This window comes from Achromobacter animicus, from assembly GCF_040775605.1.
In the GTDB taxonomy this organism is placed as follows: domain Bacteria; phylum Pseudomonadota; class Gammaproteobacteria; order Burkholderiales; family Burkholderiaceae_B; genus Achromobacter; species Achromobacter animicus.
In genome coordinates this window covers 4215376-4233638 of record NZ_JAYGJK010000001.1, presented here as the reverse complement: position 1 = coordinate 4233638, position 18263 = coordinate 4215376, and the positions used below count along the sequence as shown (strand labels likewise).

General features: G+C 66.3%; 18 protein-coding genes. 7 read left to right on the top strand and 11 right to left on the bottom strand.

Annotation, left to right across the window (positions count from 1 at the left end):
- Positions 1 to 17: 17 nt before the first annotated feature.
- Positions 18 to 1523: a class I adenylate-forming enzyme family protein gene (locus AB3147_RS19240; RefSeq protein ID WP_367352729.1), complete on the top strand. Its 1506-nt coding sequence runs from the start codon at positions 18 to 20 to the stop codon at positions 1521 to 1523.
- Positions 1524 to 1576: 53 nt separating this feature from the next.
- Here the strand turns inward: AB3147_RS19240 and AB3147_RS19235 are convergent, their stop codons facing one another.
- Together AB3147_RS19235 and AB3147_RS19230 are read right to left on the bottom strand one after the other, a co-directional pair.
- Complete coding sequence (locus AB3147_RS19235) at positions 1577 to 2560, bottom strand: tripartite tricarboxylate transporter substrate binding protein (protein WP_175124215.1); 984 nt, start codon at positions 2558 to 2560, stop codon at positions 1577 to 1579.
- A gap of 68 nt (positions 2561 to 2628) precedes the next feature.
- Positions 2629 to 3498 carry a fumarylacetoacetate hydrolase family protein gene (locus tag AB3147_RS19230; RefSeq protein WP_279975933.1) on the bottom strand — a complete coding sequence of 290 codons (870 nt, stop codon included), beginning with the start codon at positions 3496 to 3498 and terminating at the stop codon, positions 2629 to 2631.
- Between the two features lie 196 nt (positions 3499 to 3694).
- On the opposite strand from AB3147_RS19230, the gene AB3147_RS19225 reads away from it, so the two are divergent.
- Complete coding sequence (locus tag AB3147_RS19225; RefSeq protein WP_367352728.1) at positions 3695 to 4363, top strand: FadR/GntR family transcriptional regulator; 669 nt, start codon at positions 3695 to 3697, stop codon at positions 4361 to 4363.
- Between the two features lie 11 nt (positions 4364 to 4374).
- Here AB3147_RS19225 and AB3147_RS19220 read toward each other — a convergent pair whose 3' ends face one another.
- A complete protein-coding gene (locus AB3147_RS19220; protein ID WP_367352727.1) occupies positions 4375 to 5262 on the bottom strand; it encodes a LysR family transcriptional regulator in 888 nt (295 codons plus the stop codon).
- Between the two features lie 204 nt (positions 5263 to 5466).
- Here AB3147_RS19220 and AB3147_RS19215 point away from each other — a divergent pair, with 204 nt between their 5' ends.
- The 3 genes from AB3147_RS19215 to AB3147_RS19205 are packed head-to-tail and all read left to right on the top strand — an operon-like array spanning position 5467 to position 7226.
- Positions 5467 to 5946 (top strand): carboxymuconolactone decarboxylase family protein, encoded by a 480-nt coding sequence (locus tag AB3147_RS19215; protein ID WP_056563450.1) that lies wholly within the window; start codon positions 5467 to 5469, stop codon positions 5944 to 5946.
- Positions 5947 to 5955: 9 nt separating this feature from the next.
- Positions 5956 to 6711: an SDR family oxidoreductase gene (locus AB3147_RS19210; protein WP_175124210.1), complete on the top strand. Its 756-nt coding sequence runs from the start codon at positions 5956 to 5958 to the stop codon at positions 6709 to 6711.
- Positions 6712 to 6731: 20 nt separating this feature from the next.
- Positions 6732 to 7226, top strand: coding sequence for an Ohr family peroxiredoxin (locus AB3147_RS19205; protein ID WP_175124209.1), 495 nt, complete (start codon positions 6732 to 6734; stop codon positions 7224 to 7226).
- Between the two features lie 11 nt (positions 7227 to 7237).
- Here the strand turns inward: AB3147_RS19205 and AB3147_RS19200 are convergent, their stop codons facing one another.
- From AB3147_RS19200 to AB3147_RS19175, 6 genes are all read right to left on the bottom strand, one after another.
- The gene (locus tag AB3147_RS19200; RefSeq protein ID WP_218344575.1) at positions 7238 to 8239 is read right to left on the bottom strand and encodes a LysR family transcriptional regulator; all 1002 of its coding nucleotides are present in this window, start codon (positions 8237 to 8239) and stop codon (positions 7238 to 7240) included.
- 142 nt (positions 8240 to 8381) lie between these two features.
- The gene (locus tag AB3147_RS19195) at positions 8382 to 8816 is read right to left on the bottom strand and encodes a cupin domain-containing protein (RefSeq protein WP_367352726.1); all 435 of its coding nucleotides are present in this window, start codon (positions 8814 to 8816) and stop codon (positions 8382 to 8384) included.
- Between the two features lie 1135 nt (positions 8817 to 9951).
- Positions 9952 to 10830, bottom strand: coding sequence for an RNA polymerase sigma-70 factor (locus AB3147_RS19190; RefSeq protein ID WP_367352725.1), 879 nt, complete (start codon positions 10828 to 10830; stop codon positions 9952 to 9954).
- Positions 10831 to 10945: 115 nt separating this feature from the next.
- Positions 10946 to 11947 carry a bestrophin family protein gene (locus tag AB3147_RS19185; protein ID WP_367352724.1) on the bottom strand — a complete coding sequence of 334 codons (1002 nt, stop codon included), beginning with the start codon at positions 11945 to 11947 and terminating at the stop codon, positions 10946 to 10948.
- A 33-nt stretch (positions 11948 to 11980) separates the two neighbouring features.
- Positions 11981 to 12628 carry a DedA family protein gene (locus tag AB3147_RS19180; RefSeq protein WP_367352723.1) on the bottom strand — a complete coding sequence of 216 codons (648 nt, stop codon included), beginning with the start codon at positions 12626 to 12628 and terminating at the stop codon, positions 11981 to 11983.
- Positions 12629 to 12826: 198 nt separating this feature from the next.
- A complete protein-coding gene (locus AB3147_RS19175) occupies positions 12827 to 13852 on the bottom strand; it encodes a LacI family DNA-binding transcriptional regulator (RefSeq protein ID WP_279974418.1) in 1026 nt (341 codons plus the stop codon).
- A 215-nt stretch (positions 13853 to 14067) separates the two neighbouring features.
- On the opposite strand from AB3147_RS19175, the gene AB3147_RS19170 reads away from it, so the two are divergent.
- Together AB3147_RS19170 and gudD are read left to right on the top strand one after the other, a co-directional pair.
- Positions 14068 to 15039, top strand: coding sequence for a tripartite tricarboxylate transporter substrate-binding protein (locus tag AB3147_RS19170; protein WP_438860992.1), 972 nt, complete (start codon positions 14068 to 14070; stop codon positions 15037 to 15039).
- 46 nt (positions 15040 to 15085) lie between these two features.
- Positions 15086 to 16432, top strand: a complete 1347-nt coding sequence (gudD, locus tag AB3147_RS19165) for a glucarate dehydratase (RefSeq protein ID WP_175126179.1) — start codon at positions 15086 to 15088, stop codon at positions 16430 to 16432.
- Between the two features lie 46 nt (positions 16433 to 16478).
- Here the strand turns inward: gudD and AB3147_RS19160 are convergent, their stop codons facing one another.
- Positions 16479 to 17162 carry a hypothetical protein gene (locus tag AB3147_RS19160; RefSeq protein WP_367352722.1) on the bottom strand — a complete coding sequence of 228 codons (684 nt, stop codon included), beginning with the start codon at positions 17160 to 17162 and terminating at the stop codon, positions 16479 to 16481.
- Between the two features lie 2 nt (positions 17163 to 17164).
- Positions 17165 to 18196 carry a TRAP transporter substrate-binding protein gene (locus AB3147_RS19155; RefSeq protein WP_367352721.1) on the bottom strand — a complete coding sequence of 344 codons (1032 nt, stop codon included), beginning with the start codon at positions 18194 to 18196 and terminating at the stop codon, positions 17165 to 17167.
- Between the last annotated feature and the right edge of the window lie 67 nt (positions 18197 to 18263).

The following is an 18263-nucleotide window of genomic DNA, read 5'->3' as shown; positions in this document are numbered from 1 at the left end:
TACAGGGGGGAGTAATCATGACGATTGCCGATGCCACGATCGTGGCGGCGTTTGCGCGCTTGTGGGACCAGCCGGAATGGGCAGCGCGCCCTGCGCTGGTGACCGCCGAGGAAACGGTCAGCTACGCGGACCTGCGCCGCCGCGTGGGACAGGCGGCGGGTGGCCTGCGCGCCGCCGGCGTCGCGCCGGGCGATTACGTCGGCGTGGCGATGGAGCGCTCGCTGGCGCAGGTGGTTTCCCTATTGGGCGTCATGGCGGCGGGCGCTTGTCCGTGTCCGCTCGAGCCGCGGCTGTCGGTCGAGGAAACCGCGCGGCGCGTGGTGGCGGTGGGCTTGACGTGGATGCTGGCGGATGCCGACAACGCCGCCACGGCCAGCGCCTGCGGCCTGCCGGAAGCTCGCGTGCTGGATGCCGCTAAGGTGGCGTCGAATGTGGCGTCGAATACGCCGGACTGGGCGGGCGCGGACATTGCGCCGCAGGCGCCGGGGCTGCTGCTCTTCACGTCGGGCAGCACGGGCAATCCGAAGGGTGTGCTGCTTTCCCATCAAGGCCTGGTCAACAACGCGCGCGGCGTGCTGGCGCACACGGGGCTGACGCCTTCGGATCGCCTGCTGCACGTCATGCCGCTGCATCACACCAACGCGCTGAACAACCAGATCTTCACGCCGCTGTTGGCCGGCGCCAGTGTGGCGCTGGCCGGCCGGTTCCGCGCGCAGGACATGCCCGGTCTGCTGGACGCTTTCAGGCCCACGATCATCACCGGCGTGCCGACGATGTATGCGCGCATGCTGGAACTGACGTTCGATCCGGACAGCCTCGCCGTGCTGCGTTTTGCGCGGTGCGGATCGGCGCCCATCACCGAGGCCTTGCATCGGCGGATCGAAGCCTTTCTTGGGTGTCCGCTCGTCGTGTCTTATGGGCTATCTGAGGCCACCTGCACGTCCACGATGAATCCGCCCGATGCGCGGCGCGTGGGATCGGTCGGGACGGTGCTGCAAGGACAGGACGTAACCCTGCGCTTGCCCGATGGCAGCGTGGCGCCGGCCGGCGCGGAAGGAGAGATCTGCATCGCGGGCGACAGCCTGATGCTGGGCTATCTGGGTGTGGACAGCGCGGACGCGGGCGCGCCCCGGCTGCTGCGCACCGGCGACCTGGGCCGCTTTGACGCGCAGGGCTACCTGACCATCACCGGCCGCATCAAGGACGTGATCATCCGGGGCGGCGAGAACATCTCGCCCGCGCTGATCGAAGGCGTGGTCACCGGAATGCCGGGCATCGCGGCCTGCTGCGTGGTGGGGGCGCCGGACGATGACCTGGGCGAGACGCCGGTGATCTTCGTGCAACGCAATGGCGAAACCGCGCCGGATGCGGCCGCGATACAGGCCGAGGTGCTGGCGCGGCTGGGCCGGATCTATGTGCCGCGCGACGTCTGCTGGATCGACCGGCTGCCCGAGAACGCGGTGGGCAAGGTGGACCGCAAGGCGCTGGCGCGCCAGGCGGCGGCGCGGGAGACGGTGCAGTAAATGCGAAAGGGGGGCGCGATGCCCCCCTTGCGTGTGCATGGCTCAAGCGTCAGTCATTCGACCTTGCCGATCCGCTTGACGGCCACTTCCAACGAGGCCGAATCCTTTTTCCAGTAGTCGTCGAATGCCGGCGCGTCCAGGTACTGCATCGGGCTGCCGGTGCCCGCAATGCGCGCCTGCACGGCCGGGTCGGCCGCAATCTGCTTGACGGCCTGGCGCAGCTTGTCGATGACGGCGGGCGGGGTGCCGGCCAGCGCGAAGACGCCAGACCACTGCACGAAGCTGGCGTCGTAGCCCTTGGACGTCAGCGACGGCACGTCGGGCAGGCTGTCCAGCTTGCCGTCGCCCCAATGCGCCAGCGGCCGCACGCGACCAGCCTGGATCAGCTGCATGACGCTGGACGGACCGGTTGCCAGCGCGTCGACCTGGCCGCCGACGAGCGCCTGCACCGCGGGACCTGCGCCCGTGAACGGCACGTGCATCATCTTGACGCCCGCGGCGTTCTGCAGCATTTCCATCGGCACGTGCATCGTGCCGTAGATGCCCGAACTGCCGTAGCTCAGCTTGCCGCCCTGTTTTTTAGCGGCGTCGATGAACTCGTCCAGCGTCTTGTATGGCGCATCCGCGCGCACGACCAGCACTGTCGGATCGGCCGTGATGCGGGCGATCGGCACGAACTGGTCGAGTTGATAGGCCGGCTTGCGTTCCAGCAGGCGGTCTGCGGCGGGCAGGATGGAGATCGACGACAGGCTCAGCAACAGCGTGTAGCCGTCGGGCTTGGCGCGGCCCGCCTGGCCAATGCCGATGGCGCCGCCCGCGCCGCCCTTGTTTTCGATGACGATGGGCTGGCCCAGCTTGTCGCCCAGGGCCTGCGCCAGCGGCCGGGCGATGGTGTCCGCGACGCCGCCGGGCGGGAAGGGCACCACCATCGTGACGGGCCGCTCGGGATACCCGGCGGCCGTCGCGGCCGTGGCCCCGAGGCATAGCAAGGCGGCCGCGGCCGCCCGTCTGGCTACATGCTTGCAGCGCAGGTTCATGTCTCACTCCTTAGGTTTTTTGCTGCGCGGCGCCGGTTTCTTGTGACCGGCGCTCGTTTACGCGGGCGTCAGACGAATCGGTTTTCGATGCGTCCAATGCCGTCGATTTCGATCCGGACGACGTCTCCGTGCTTGAGGAACTGCGGCGGGTTCAGGCCCTGGCCCACGCCCGCGGGCGTGCCGGTGGCGATGACGTCGCCGGGGTACAGAGTGATGCCGCGCGAGCAGGTCTCGATCAGCGTGGGGATGTCGAAGATCAGGTCTTCCGTGTTGCCGTCCTGGCGCAGTTCGCCATTGACCCAGCAGCGCACGCGCGTCTGGCGGCCGTCCAGTTCGTCGGCGGTGACCAGCCACGGACCCATGGGGCAGAAGGTATCGAACGACTTGCCCAGGTCCCACTGCTGGTGGCGCATCTGCACGTCGCGCGCGGTGACGTCATTGACGACGGTGTAGGCAATGACGTGGCTCATGGCTTCGGCGCGCGAAATGTTGCGGCCGCCTTTGCCGATGACGACGGCCAGTTCGGCCTCGTAGTCGATCTTGTCGGAAATGCCGGTGGGCAGCGTCACGTCGGACCAGGGGCCGACCACGGTCTGCGGCACCTTGGTGAAAACGATGGGCCAGGATTCCGGATTGGCGTCGTTGTCCTTGAACACGGAATCGCGCAGTTCCTTGGCATGCGCGTGGTAGTTGCGGCCGACGCAGAACAGGTTGCGCGGCTGCGCGGGCAGGGGCGCTTCGTGCTCGACCTGATCCCAGCGATAGGCCGGACCCGTTTGCGCGGGTAGGGCGCGGCCCTCGGCCAGCCATTGCACCGCCGTCAGCGCGCCGGCTGCCGCAAGTTGGGGCGGGAAATCCAGCGCGGTGACCGTGCCGCCATCGTCCGACACCACGCCCACGCGCCGCTCGCCGTTGATTCGAAATACCGCGATTTTCATGCTTACTCCTACGGCGGTCGGGGCCGCCCGTGATGACATACCAAAAAATACCAATTGGCCGATTGTCTGGCCCAATTGCTGGTGTTGGGCAGGATAAACCAAAACTCTGCGCAGGCGAATTCGTTTTTCCGCAGTGGAAAGAGAATTTATTGGTCTGTTTTGGTATCATTTCCGGCGTCATCATCCGGGGACATCCATGGACAAAGCCTCCGCCATGCGGGCGGTCATCATCGAAAGCCTGCAGTCGGGCGAATGGGCGCCGGGCCACCGCCTGCCGACTGAACGCGCGTTAAGCGAGCAATTCGGCATCAGCCGGTCAACCGTGCGCCGAACGCTGACGCAATTGAAGGAAGAGGGCCTGATTTCGCAGCGCGTGGGCAGCGGCACCTACGCCAACCCGCCCTCGGCGCTGGCGCAGACCGAGGCGCTGCTGCGCGGCGAGGTGCTGTCCACCAGTCCGGCCGAACTGATGGCGGCGCGGCTGGTGCTGGAGCCGGCCATCGCGGCGCTGGTCGTGCAGCACGGCACGCCGGCGGACTTCGCCGCAATGCAGAACGCCTGTGATGAAGCGGAGGCCGCGGCCAGCTTTGAACAATTCGAAGTCTGGGACGCGAAACTGCACGAACTGATGGCCACGGCCACGCACAACCTCTTCATCGAAAAGGTGTTTGCGCTGATGACCGCGGCGCGCTCGCAGGCGACGTGGGGCGCACTCAAGCGCAAGAGCCTGACGCCCGAGCGGCGCGCGGCATATCAGGTCGAGCACCGCGAGATCGTCGAGGCGCTGCACGACCGCGACGCGGACCGCGCCATGGCGGCCGTGCGGCGGCATCTGGTGCACGTCAGGGAGAATCTGCTGGGGTAGGCGGGCAGGGCCTAATTCACCCGCAAATGCCGTTGCAGCGTATCCAGAAACACCTTGGCCCGCGCCGGCGTCACGCGGTTGTCGGATAGGGCGTAGATGGTGGCGGGCGGCAGTTTCCAATCGGGCAGGATCTGTTCCAGCGCCAGTTCCCGCAGCGTTTGCGACAGCGCCTGATGGCTGGGCATCCAGGCGATCCCCAGTCCCGCGGTGGCCAGCTGCACGCCCAGCGCCGCACTGTTGGTGCCGATGTGGGTCGGTCCGCGAACATTCAGCAGGCTGTCGCCTTCGCCCAGCGTCCAGTCCGGCAGGCCGCCCGTGACGATGCGCTCGTGCAGGCCCAGGTCTTCCGGGCAGGTCGGGCGGCCGAAGCGGTCCAGATAGCTGCGGGCCGCCACGAGAATCCATTGCACCTGCGCCACGTGCTTCTGGATCAGCGCGGAATCCTCGAGCTCTCCCGTGCGCAGCATCAGGTCGAAGGGATGGCCGCTGCGGGCGGCGCCGGCCGAGCCTAGCTCCACCTCGAAGGAGATCTGCGGATAGGTTTCGCGCAGTTCCTTCAGCACCGCCGGCAGGATCATGGTCAGTCCCGGCATCACCGACACGCGCAGGGTTCCGGCCAGATGGTTAAGGCCGGAATGGATGCTTTCGTGCGCGGACAGGGCGGCTTGGACATGCGTCGCGCATTGGTCGAAATACTGCTGGCCGATCGCGGTCAGACTGACGCTGCGGGTGGTGCGGTTCAGCAGCTTGTACCCCAGCGTCTGCTCAAGCTGTGTCAAGCGCCGGGACAGCGTAGCCACGGGCAGGCCGAGTTCGGCGGCGGTGGCGGACAGCTTGCCGCGCTTGGCGACTTCCACGAAGTAATGGATGTCCTGCATCGAGATAACGTTTCTGTTCATGATGATTTCCGGGCGCGAGCCTTGATTGCCTGGGTATTTTCGGGGTGATCGCGCGGGGCGATTGTTGTCATTGCGGCAACATCGTGGTCCCTGCGCCGGGGCTACTGCCGCGCTGCGCGCCGGCCTACGATTTGGGCGTCGAACAAGCCAGCGCAAAACCCGATAACCCCATCGGGGCAGCGCCCAACCCACCCAGGAGTCACCATGAGCCAACGTCTCAACGCCTTTGCCCAGTCGCCCGAACTGTTCAAGAAATTTGTCGAATTCAGCATGCTGGCCAAGGCCGGCGCGATCGAGGAGTCCATCCTGACCCTGGTCGACATTCGCGCCTCGCAGATCAATGGCTGCGCCTTCTGCCTGGACATGCACATCAAGCAGGCCAAGATTGCGGGCGAACGCGAACTGCGCCTGCATCACGTCGCCATCTGGCGCGAATCGAACCAGTTCTCGGCGCGCGAACGTGCATGCCTGGCCTGGACCGAAGCGCTGACCACGCTGGGCGTGCACGGCGTGCCGACCGAGGTGTACGAGCGCGTGCGCGGTGAACTGTCCGAAAAGGAAATCTCGGACCTCAGCTTTGCCATCATGGCCATCAACGGCTGGAACCGCCTGAACGTGGGCTTCCAGACGGTGCCGGGCTCCGCCGACAAGGCATATGGGCTGGACAAGGCCCAATTCAACTAAGGAACGATCATGAAAATCCTCGTCATCGGCGGCACGGGCCTGATCGGCTCCAAGCTTGTCAAGCTGCTTACGGAACGCGGTCATGAGGCCATCGCCGCTTCGCCCGCGACCGGCGTGAACACCATCACGGGCGAAGGCCTGGATGCGGCCCTGGCCGGCGTTGACGTGGTGGTCGACGTCGCCAACTCGCCGTCCTTCGAAGACAAGGCCGTGCTGGAATTCTTCCAGACCTCGGGCCGCAACCTGCTGGCCGCCGAGAAGCGCGCCGGCGTGCGTCATCACGTCGCGCTGTCGGTCGTCGGCACCCGCCGCCTGGCCGAAAGCGGTTACTTCCGCGGCAAGATCGCGCAGGAAGACCTGATCGAGGCGGCGGGCATTCCGTACACCATCGTCCATAGCACCCAGTTCTTCGAGTTCCTGGGCGGCATCGTGCAGTCCGGCACGCAGGGCGAGGAAGTGCGGCTGTCGTCCGCCTACGTGCAGCCCATCGCGTCCGACGACGTGGCGCTCGCCATGGCCGACGCCACGCTGGGCGCGCCCGTGAACGGCATCGTGGAGATCGCCGGTCCCGAAAAGGTCAGGCTGTCGGAACTGGCGCAACGCTACATGGGTAGAATCGGGGACACTCGCACCGTGCAGGCGGACGCCGGCGTGCGCTACTTTGGCGCGCTGCTCGACGACGACACGCTGGTGCCGGGATCCGGCCCCCGCCTGGGCAAGATCGACTTCGAAACCTGGTTCAGCCGTTCGGGCGCAAGAAAGTAGCGGCGGGCACAAGGACCCACATGAGCAAACTGCGGCCTCCTCCCCAAAGCCTCCTGGACAAGTACCGGGGCGGCGACTTCCGTCCCCTGTACACCACCAGCGTGACGGTGCGCGGCGGGGAGGCCGCGCACGGGCGCGCCTCAGGCATTGCCATCTCGGACGATGGCGAACTGATCGTGGAATTGCGGCTGCCGGTGGAGCTGGGCGGCACGGGCGGGGGCACTAACCCCGAACAGCTGTTTGCCGCCGGCTATGCGGCGTGTTTCCACGGCGCGCTGAGCATGCTGGCCGAGCGGTCGGGCCTGTCGATTCCCGAAGCCTCGGTCACAGCCACCATTTCGTTCGGGCGAGATCCGGTCGATGGCTTGTTTGCGCTGACCGCGGATGTCAACATCCACCTGCCCGGCCTGGAGAAGGCCCTTGCCGAAGAACTGGTGCGCAATACGGAACGCCTCTGTCCGTATTCCAAGATGGCGCAGGGCGGCATTGAAAGCGTGGTCGCGCTGACGCAGTAGCGCGTCTTTCTTCACGCCTGCTTCGCCAGCAGGCTGTCCAATATCTGCAGGTCCATTGCGCGGATGTGTTCGGTCATGTAATCGATGAACACGCGCATGCGCGCCGGCAAGTGCTGGCGGCTCAGGAAACACAGGTAATGGCCGCGGTCCTCGGGCGCATATTGCGGCAGGCAGGCGACCAGCGTGCCGGCGCGCAGGTGGTCGCAGACCTGGTAAGCGGCCATCTGCGCAATGCCGTGACCATCCAGCACCGATTGCAGCACCAGATCGGCATCGTTGAACGTCAGCATGCCCGGTGGCGCCACCTTGCGGAGCTGGCCGGCCACCTTGAATTCCCACTCGAAAACGCGGCCCGACGCCAGCTTGAAGTTCACGCAGGCATGGTCGGCGATGTCGTCGACGCTGCTGGGCAGGCCGTGCGCGGCGGCATAGGCGGGCGAGGCGCACAGCATCATCTGCATCGGGATGATCTTTTTGGCGATCACCTGGCTGTCTTCCATGCGGCCGTTGCGGAAGGAGACGTCGACCCGGTCGGTGGTGAAGTCGGTGGGGCCGTCGTCCAGCAGCAGCTCGACCGAGATGCCGGGATTGGCCTCACGAAACCCCATGAGCAGCGGGGCAACGACCTTGCGGCCGAAACCCACGGTGGCGCACACCCGAAGCTGGCCCGACGGCGGGCCTTCGCGCAGATCGCGCATGTCGTCCAGGGCCTGGATGATGCGCTCGACGCCGGGGTGGCATTGTTCGTAAAAACGCTGGCCCTCGGGCGTGAGCGAGGTGCTGCGCGTGGTGCGCACGAAGAGGCGGGTGCCAAGCTGGTCTTCGAGTTTCTGGACGCTGCGGCTGACTGCAGAGCGGCCGATACCGAGCCGGTCGCCCGCCTTGGCAAAGTTGCCCTCGGCGGCGACGGCAATGAAAGCCATGACACCGGCATAGCTGGTGGCAAAGCTGTCGGCCAGGGAATCCGGTCCGTTCGAAGGGGTGTCGGAGGAGGGAGGGTAGGGTGTCGACATGGTGGCGGCGCCGCAAGTGGGTTGATCCTACAGCTAAGACGGCGCGCGCCGCAATCTTGTGACATGGGGCGCAAAAAAAAGAAGGCCTTCCGCTTTGGGAAGGCCTGCAGGCGTTCTGAAGGGCGGGGTCCGCCCGGCGTCCCTATTTGACTGGTGTCAGAGCGGGCGCGCCTTGCTTCTTGATGAGGACGACCACGAACTTGGCCGGCTCGGTCTGGCTGGCGTTGCGGCCGACGGTGTGGATGTCGTCGGGGCCTTCATAGAAGGTCTGGCCGGGCTTGAGCGTGACTTCCTTGCCGCCCTTGACCTGCATGACGATCGTGCCTTCCAGGACGTAGACGAAGGCGGAGGCGTCGTGGCGGTGGACGGGGTCAGCGCCGCCGGGCGGGTAGTCGACGACGAGCATCAGGGCTTCCTTGCCGGGGATGTCGGGCAGGGCCTTTGTCATTACTTCGGTGACGATGGGGTCGGTTGGCTTGGGGGTGGTTTGGGCGTGATGGGAGGCGGCTTGGGTGGGCTGGCTGAGTAACGTCGCTGTGGCGATGAAGGGCAAGACGAATTTCGTGAGCTTTGACATGGTTTGTCCTTGGTGGGGTGATGGGTCTTATCGTAGGAGCGTGGGGGGCGGGGCGGTAGGTCCGTTCAGGGGATCACGGTGTTGCCTGGTATGCACCAACGTTTGTAGGTCGGCCGAGGTTTAGGGCGCAGCGGGTCGCCCGACGCAGTGGCTTCCGTAGGTCGCCCGACGCCGTGGTCACCGGGGAGGCGATCGCCCACGATTGCGGTCCGGAGCCTTCGCTCCGGACTCCCCCTTCGTCATCTTCGTTGTCGCCTTCGGCGACTGCCTTCAGATTCCCTCGGGCGCATCGACGGCGCTCGCCTCCCCGGTGACCACGACGCCGTGCTACGAGGGTCTTTGGTTTGGGGCGCTACAAGACCTGTGGTCAGGGAAGGAGATCTGCGGGGCCGCCGGGTTGCTGCCGCCCGGACGGCGGCAACCCGGCATTGGGTCGGTGGGGCGTCGTGGCGGTGTGCGCTTCGCGCTGGGGGTAGTTGGTTTGCTATTGGGCCTTCGTCACGGGGGAGGGGCGATGATGGGCGGCGCGTCGACCGCCAGCCACAACCTGCCGACCCGTACGCGCGCCGCCCATCGGGCACTTGAGTTCAATTGACGATCAAGGGTGGCGCCGCTTGAAGTCGCGAGAGCGTCTGCCGCTGCCGGTGTCTGACACCCTTGGGAGATGAACTTGGTATGACGCAAATCCCGCCAGGGTGTCAGGCACCTGACGCAGAAGCAGCTATACGCGAAGCGTCATCGTCACGACGCAAGACGCCGCGTAAGCCCACGAAGGCCGCCCGCGCGGCCGCCCGGGGGCGGGCCCCGCAAGACGCTCGTCTTCCGCACAAGTTCGTGCAAGAACCTCAAGAACTCAAGTCGCCCCGGCGCCCGTAAAGCTCAGGCAACTCGAGCCCGGTGTGGCGTGGGCCTGGGGTGGGCGGGGCGTTTAGATGCGCCCGAGGGAATCTGAAGGGAGCCGAAGGCGGACGAAGATGACGAAGGGGGAGTCCGGAGCGAAGGCTCCGGACCGCAATCGGAGCCCCGCCCACCCCAGGCCCACGCCGCGCCGGGCGTCTAAAGAACTCAACCGCGCCCCAAACTCCAGCCAGACACCACGCAACCAACAACTCCGAAAACCCGCAAATCGCGCCGATCAGGAACACTTGAGCTCCGCAGCAATACGAGCCAGCTTATCCGGATTCCGTTGCACCAGCACCCGCGTCAACCGCTCGCCATCGGTCTCGTAAGACTGCACGGATTCCAGCTCGCCATCGATGAAGCGCAACAAGGTCCATTGCCCGTTCACCTGCACCACCTCGACGTCCAGCGCATCGCGATAGCGACGCTTGCCCGCATAAAACAGCTGCGCCAGTCGCTTGCCGCCCACCAGGCTGGCAAACGCCGTCACCTTGTCGCCGCCGTCGCCGATGAGTTCGGCGTCGTCGCTCAGCAACGCAAGCAGCCCGTTGAAATCACTGCGCTGCATCGCGTCGGCAAACGCCTGCAACAGACGCTGCAGCGTTGCGCGTGGCACCGATTCGCGCGGTGCGCCCTGGCGCAGTTGCTGCCGCGCCCGCCGCACCATCTGGCGGACGGCAGCGGGGTTCTTGTCCAGCGTTTGTGCGATGTCTTCGTAGTCCGCGTCGAACACATCGCGCATCAGAAACGCCGCGCGAGCATCTGGCGACAGTCGTTCCAGCATGAACAGAAACGCCACCGAAACGTCGTCCGCCATCTCGTGGATCTGCTCCGGCGTCGACGGCGCGGCCATCAGAATCGGCTCGGGTAGCCAGACGCCCACGTAGTTTTCGCGCTCGGCCTTGGCGGCGCGCAGGCGGTCGATGGACAGGCGCGTCGTGGCAGTGACGAGCCAGGCCTCCGGGTTCTGGATGCAGGCGCGGTCCGCGCCATGCCACCGCAGCCAGGCTTCCTGCACCACGTCTTCGGCCTCGGCCACGGCGCCCAGCATCCGGTAGGCGATGGCGTAAAGGCGGGAACGGTGCTGGTCGAAGAGGGCGACAGAGTCGGTCATGGAGAGGGCCAGCGCCGGGACGAGGGGGGAGGGAGGCAGGTATTTTGCCGCAGGGGCCTGCCTGCGACAAGCGCGCGGGACGTCCATGGCGGTCTCCCATTTTGAGCCGCGAGAGCTACAGCACGATGTCATTCGTACACAGCGGCGGCAGCGCCGTGGCGCCGCGCATCTGCCTCAGGTCCCGTTCCACCATCGTGCTCAACTGACTGATCGGCACGTCGTTGGCATTGCCTTCGAACGGATTTTCGGTGCTCTGCCCCACCTGTTCCAGCGAGGTGTAGATCCACGAAATGATGACGCTGAAGGGCGCGGCCAGCCACGCCATCTGGCCCTGCATGAAGCCGCCCGCAGCGTCGCCGATCAGGTCGAACTGCGCGGTCAGGCCAAAAGGCAGCGCCACGCAGAACGCGCGCACGAAAAGCGTGTTGATGATCGCGTACTGGCGCGGATACGGAAAATCCTTGATGCGTTCGGCCTGCCCTTGCAGGTCGAGCAGGTCGCGCAGTCGCCCGTTCAGGTCAGCGTATTCCGACGCCGTGATCGCGCCCTCGTCCAGCAGTTGCCTGGCCGCGCGGGCTTGCCCATCCAGCAGTTGCACCGCCTTGTTGTCGGCCGTCGCCAAGGCTGAGATTTCCGCTTCGGGCAGGTAACGGGCCAGCGCGGAATCAAGCGGCATGCGGCGCTCGGGGATCACGTAGCGCTTGCCGTATTCCGCATTCGGCCGGTTCTGCATGGACTCCCAGACCCGGGGCGCGCGAAGCTGATAACGCAGGGCCGTCAGCCACGCCAGATGCCGGTCGACCAGCCCTGCGGCGCGCCCGGCGTCACCCGCATAGTGGCCGCACAGCATGCCCCACGCGCGGCTGGCGCTGACGATGCCCATCCAGATCTTCTGCGCCTCCACCGTGCGCGTGTACGTCTGCACATTCTTGAAGCCCACGACGAACGTGGTCGCGGTGCCCAACAGCGTCACCACCGACAAAGGCAGCGTCAGCCATTTCATGCCAGCCACCTGGTACAGCAGCACGGGCACAAGGCTGAGGGCGGCGAGGATATAGATGGTCCGGCGCGTCCAGACCACGAATTCGCACAGGCGATAGGATTTTCCGAGGTGCATGATGTCGATTCCTGATTGCCTTCAGACGTCCGTTCAAGGAGCGGTCGGGTCGGCCTGGCGCGCCGCTTTCACGCCCCGCGCGCGTCGGGCATAGCGATACGCCAGGAAAAGCACCGCCGCCGCGATGGCTACGACTGACGCGCGGCCGCCCAGCGCGCTCAGTGCTGCCAACAACGCTTCCACCCGCGCGGAAAATACCGCGCCCAGCACCAGCCCCGCCGCGGCCCACAACGCCAGGCCCGCGCAGTCGTGCCAGACGAACGACCGCAGGCGCGTGCCGCTTGCGCCGCACAGCGGCACGGCCACCATCGACAGACCGGGCATGAAGCGCGCGACGATCAACAGGCGCACGCCCCAACGATTGAAGAAGCGCTCGGTCCTGCTGATGCAGGCCTCGCGCGAGAGCGACAGGTTGCACACGGTGTGCAGCGTGCGCGGCCCGTAGCGTCGGCCGCCGCGGAACCAGAGCAGGTCCGCCAGCACGCCCGCCAGCACCGCAGCGGCCAGCACGACTGCCAGCGGCAAGGCGACGTGGCCCGCTGCGCCGGCCGTTGCCGCCTGGCTGGCGCCCACGGCGATGAGCGTGGGCATGACGGGAAGGGGCAGGCCGAGCGATGCGCCCAGCACGTTCAGGAACACGGCCAGCACGCCGTATTGCGCGATCCATTCATGCGGCAGCATGCGGCGCTCCCTGCGTATTGCGGTGGGGCGCGATGGCGGGCGTGGACATGTGGGGATCTCCTGGAATCGCCGCGCCGCGGTGCGTGGCCGGTCAGGACAGATCCTAGAGGTGGCGCTCGCGGCGCGGTAGACCCGCGCAGGGACGCACGGTGTTGTCCGGGCGACAACAATGCGCTGCGGGGATGCTGCGGGCCAGATTTATGCGCTGTCGCGGGTCACGATGCGAAAGCCGATTTCCACCACCGATTGCGCGGGACGCTGGCCGTTCGCGCGCAGGCCGATCATCTCGGCCGCCTGCGCGCCGATGGCGGCCCCATCCACGTGCACGGACGTGATGGCAGGGGACATCGACGCGGCGATCTCCATGTCGCCAAAGCCCATCACGGCCAATTGCCGCGGCACCTCCAGCCCTTGCGCCGCGGCCTCCGTCAGGACGCCAGCGGCCATCATGTCCGAACTGCAGAACACCGCGTCGATGCCCTGGCCAGAACGCTGCAAGGCGCGCAGGCCTTCGCGGCCTTGCGCGTGCGTCGTCGGCGCGGGCATGTAGTGCACCAGCGGTTCGGGCAGGCCCGAATCGACGGCGGCGCGGACCAGGCTTTCGGCGCGCAGCCGGGCGCGGTGGTCGTCGCCGCTAAGCACCGCCTGCCGCGTCTTGCCGGCGTCGCGCAGGTAGTGGCTGACCGCGGCCCCGATCGCGTCATGCGACAGGCTGAGCAGCATATCGATGGGCGCGTCCGTGGCGTCCCACGTTTCGACGATGGGGATGCCGGATGCTTTAAGCAATTGCCGGCCTTGCGGCGAATGCATCACGCCCGTCAGCACGATGCCGTCGGGTCGGCGCCCGATGATGGCGCGCAGCAGGGCGTCCTCGCGCGGTGAGTCGTAGCCGCTTTGGCCCACCATGAGCTGGAAGCCCTTGGCCTCGAGCGACCGCGTCAACGCCGTGAGCATGCCGCCGAAAAGCGAGCCTGTGATCGAGGGCACCAGCACCATGACCAGGTTGCTGCGTGACAGGCGCAGGCTGCCGGCCATCAGGTTGGGCACGTAGCCCAGCGCCTGGATCGCGGCATTGACCTTGTCGAGCGTGGCCGGGGAAACCTGCTGCGGCGTGTTGATGGCGCGCGACACGGTGATCATGGACACCCCGGCCGCCTGCGCCACCTCGCGCACGGTGACGTTGGCGCGCTCCGGGGAGCGGGAAGGCGAATCGGCGGACGGCATTCGGGACGGGCGCATCGAAAGGGGAACAGGAACGGACGTGAAACTGGGGTCAAGCCTACCTGCAGACGCCGGTCTTGCGGGCCGGAGGCAGTTAGGGTTTGTCCGGATAGTAGCCGGAGAGGGCGAAGAAATATTCTAAAAAGGCCGTGATGTTAACGTTAACAAAGGAAATGTTAACGTTAACGTCCATAAAAGAACCTATACCGGAGACAGTAATGACGAGCAACGCGCGCAAGTGGATTGTTGGTTTGACCCTGATGGCCGCAGCCGGCGTGGCGCACGCCTGGCCAGACAAGGCCGTCACCGTCGTCGTGCCGTTCCCGCCCGGCGGCGCGACCGATTCGGTGGCGCGCGCGCTGGCCAACAAGCTGGGTGAACAGCTCAAGCAATCCTTCGTCGTGGAAAACAAGGCCGGCGCCACCGGCACGATCGGCGCCTCGCAGGTGGCCCGCGCCGCGCCGGACGGCTACACCCTGATGGTTACGTCGCTGGCCCCGCTGGTGGTGGCCCCGCACCTGATGAAGGGCATCACCTACGATCCGGCCAAGGACTTCACGTACCTGACGGTGGCCGTGCAGACCCCCAATGTGCTGGTGGTCAGCCCGCAGCTCGCCTCCAAGATCAACAGCGTGCAGGACGTGCTGGCGCTGCTGAAGGAAAAGCCGGGCGCGATCAGCTTCGCGACGTCGGGCGCGGGGTCGTCCGATCACCTGACCGCCGAACTCTTCTGGCAAAAGACCGGCACCAAGGGCCTGCATGTGCCCTACAAGGGCGGCGCGCCGGCCATTTCCGATCTGCTTGGCAACCAGGTTGAGATGTCGTTCCAGAATGTGAACGCCGTGCTGCCGCATATCAAGTCCGGTAAGCTCAAGGCCATCGCCGTCACGGGTTCCAAGCGTTCGCCGGTGCTGCCCGACGTGCCCACGTTTGCCGAAGCATCGGTGCCGGGCGTCGACGTCTACGCCTGGCAGGCCGTCGTGGCCCCCAAGAACCTGCCCGCGGACGTGCGCGACAAGCTGTCCGCCGCCCTGACCGCCGCCCTGAAGGATCCGGCGATCAGCAAGCCCTTCACCGACATCGGCCTGGAGGTCGTCGCCAACTCGCCCGAAGCCTTCACCAAGTTCCAGCAGCAGGAAAGCGCCCGCTGGAAGCAGGTCATCGAGACCGGCGGCATCTCCGTGCAATGACGCAACGCGCCCGGCCGTGGCGGCCGGGCTTTTTCAAGAAGCAATCATGACTCTTCACGCATCCCAAGCCTCCCAGACGCCCACGATCACCGGCATGCGCGTCGTGCCGGTGGCCGGCCAGGACTCCATGCTGCTCAACCTGAGCGGCGCTCACGCCCCTTACTTCACGCGCAACCTGGTCATCCTGACCGACAGCGCGGGCAACACCGGCGTGGGCGAAGTCCCCGGCGGCGAAAAGATCCGCACCACGCTGGAGGACGCACGCGCCCTGATCGCGGGCAGCTCCATCGGCAACTATCAGCACACGCTGAATCAGATGCGCCAGGCCTTCGCTGGGCTGGACAGCGCCGGCCGCGGCGCCCAGACCTTCGACCTGCGCGTGGCGATCCATGCCGTGACGGCGGTGGAATCGGCCTTGCTGGACTTGCTGGGGCAACACCTGGGCGTGCCTGTCGCAGCGCTGCTGGGCGAGGGCGTGCAGCGCACGTCCGTGCAGATGCTGGGCTATCTGTTCTACGTGGGCGACTCAGCACAAACGCCGTTGCCTTACCAGACGGCGCCCGACGCCGAAGGCTGGCTGCGCGTGCGGCACGAAAAGGCGATGACGCCCGAGGCCATCGTCCGGCTGGCCGAGGCGGCCCACGAACGCTACGGCTTCCAGGACTTCAAGCTCAAGGGCGGCGTGCTGCGCGGCGAAGAAGAGGTCGAAGCCATCCGCGCCTTGCACGAGCGCTTTCCCGACGCGCGCGTCACGCTCGACCCGAACGGCGGCTGGCTGCTCAAGGACGCGGTGCGGCTGTGCCGCGACCTGCATGGCGTGATGGCTTATGCGGAAGACCCGTGCGGCGCCGAAGGCGTGTTTTCCGGCCGCGAGGTCATGGCCGAATTCCGCCGCGCCACCGGCCTGCCCACCGCCACCAACATGGTGGCTACCGACTGGCGCGAGATGGCGCATGCGCTGTCGCTGCAATCGGTCGACATCCCGCTGGCCGACCCGCATTTCTGGACTCTGCAGGGCTCGGTGCGCGTGGCGCAAACCTGCCAGGCGTTCGGCCTGACGTGGGGCTCGCATTCCAACAATCACTTCGACGTGTCGCTGGCGATGTTCACGCATGTGGGCGCCGCCGCGCCGGGCCGCGTCACCGCGATCGACACGCACTGGATCTGGCAGGACGGCCAGCACCTGACCCGCAACCCGCTCCAAATCCGCAACGGTTATGTCGAGCTGCCGCAGACCGGCGGGCTGGGCATCGAGCTGGACATGGACGCGATCGAGCGCGCCCATCAGCTTTATCTGCAGCACGGCCTGGGCGCGCGCGACGACGCCACGGCGATGCAGTATCTGGTGCCTGGGTGGAAGTTCGACAACAAGCGGCCTTGCATGGTGCGCTGATCGGCATCGCGCCGACCGGTGAAAAGGCAGGGCGCGGGGCAGGGAATTACCTTGCCCCCGCACGCTCCAGTGTGTGGGACAGGCAATAGACGTCTGACCACGCCGGGCCACCACCCGTCATCGCGCGCATCTGGGCCGAGTTCAGAATGTCGCCGTCGCAGGCGGTCACCGCGTTGATCGCATAACCATTGACGACGTAGATCCAGTCGGCCGCGCGGTCTTTCCCGCCGCGTATTTTCTGTTCCGTGGTGGCGTTCATTGCCGGCGTGTCCGTCACGATCAGATGCGCGCCTGACAATCCCGGCTGCACCGCCGCGGCCGCCGCATGCGCCAACAGATACGCACGTAGCGCCTCCTCCGACCCCGGCAAGGGGGACAGGCGAATCGTCAGGGCATATCTGGCCAAGCCGCCGCCGACGCTCTCGACCACGCGGCATTGGCTGCGGATCATGTTGCGGTGCTGCGGCATGAGCTTCGTGGACCACGGCGTGGGGGCGTTGAGCCGCTGGAGGTAGCCGGGGGAGACCAGCGTTTCGTAGGCCTCCAGCTCGTACAGCACGAAGAATCCTTCCCCGCCCTGGGCGCTGGTCCATCGCGTGCCGCGCAGAAACCCGGGAACGCCCATGCGCTCCGGGAAGTGCTCATGGGTATGCCAGTCTTCGAACTCCGCGCGCCAAGCCGGCGCAATGTCCCACCACATTGCGATCGCGGCCTTTCCGAGCATGGCCATGATCAGTTCTTGGCCCGCAACGCGGCAAGTTCCGCGGTGACCTGCTGCATGACGTCGGGTCCGATTTCGCCCGCGAACTTGTCCACCACCGGTTTGACTGCGCCGCGCAGGCGCTCGACCGCTTCAGGCGTCAAGGTGTTGACCTGCATGACCTTGCGCAGATCGTCGATGGCCACCGCTTCCTTGGCCTGCGAGATCCGCCGTTCTTCCGCCTTGGCCTCGGCGGCCGCTTCCAGGATGATCTTGCGCTCGGCCTCCGACATGCTGTCCCACGTCTTGCGGCTCATCAGGAATGGCATGCCCGTGTAGATATGGCGCGTCAACGACAGGTATTTCTGCACTTCGGCAAACTTGGCGGACAGGATCACGCCCACCGGATTGTCCTGGCCGTCGATGGCCTTGGACTCCAGCGCGCCGTAGACCTCTCCGAACGTCATCGGCACCGGGTTGGCGCCCAGCGTCTTGAACATGTCGATGTAGACGGGGGCGGCGATGACGCGCATCTTCAGGCCTTGCAGGTCCTGCGCCTGCGCGATCGGGCGCTTGCTGTTGGTCATGTTGCGAAAGCCCAGGTCCCAGATGCCCAGGCCGATCAGGCCGTGATCGGACAGGCCATTCAAGAGGCGCTGGGCAACGGGTCCGTCCGAAACCGCGTACGCCTCGCGTGCGTCGTTGAACAGGAACGGCAGGTCAAAGACCATGAATCGCTTGTCGATGCCGGCCAGAAGGCCCGTCGCCATCGAGGTGAAGTCCAGCGTGCCGCCGCGAACCGCCGACAGGTTCTGCGGGTCCCCGCCCAACACCGCATTGGCGTAGATCGACACCTTCATCTTGCCGCCGCTTTTCTCGGCGACCAGATCGGCAAATTTCTGCGCGCCCTGTCCCAGCGGATGGTCCGCAGCCAGGCTGAAAGCGAACTTCATCGTGCGCGCCTTGATGTCCTGCGCGGCTGCGGTTCCCGCCACGGCAAGGCAGGCCAGGACGGTCGCTGCCGCATTCACGGCGATGCGCAAGCACGTTTTCTTTGAATTCATCACAAGCACCTTCTTCGGTTGTCGTTGGCAAAGGTCCGGTTGATGCAGCTTCGGCGGCGGGTCATCG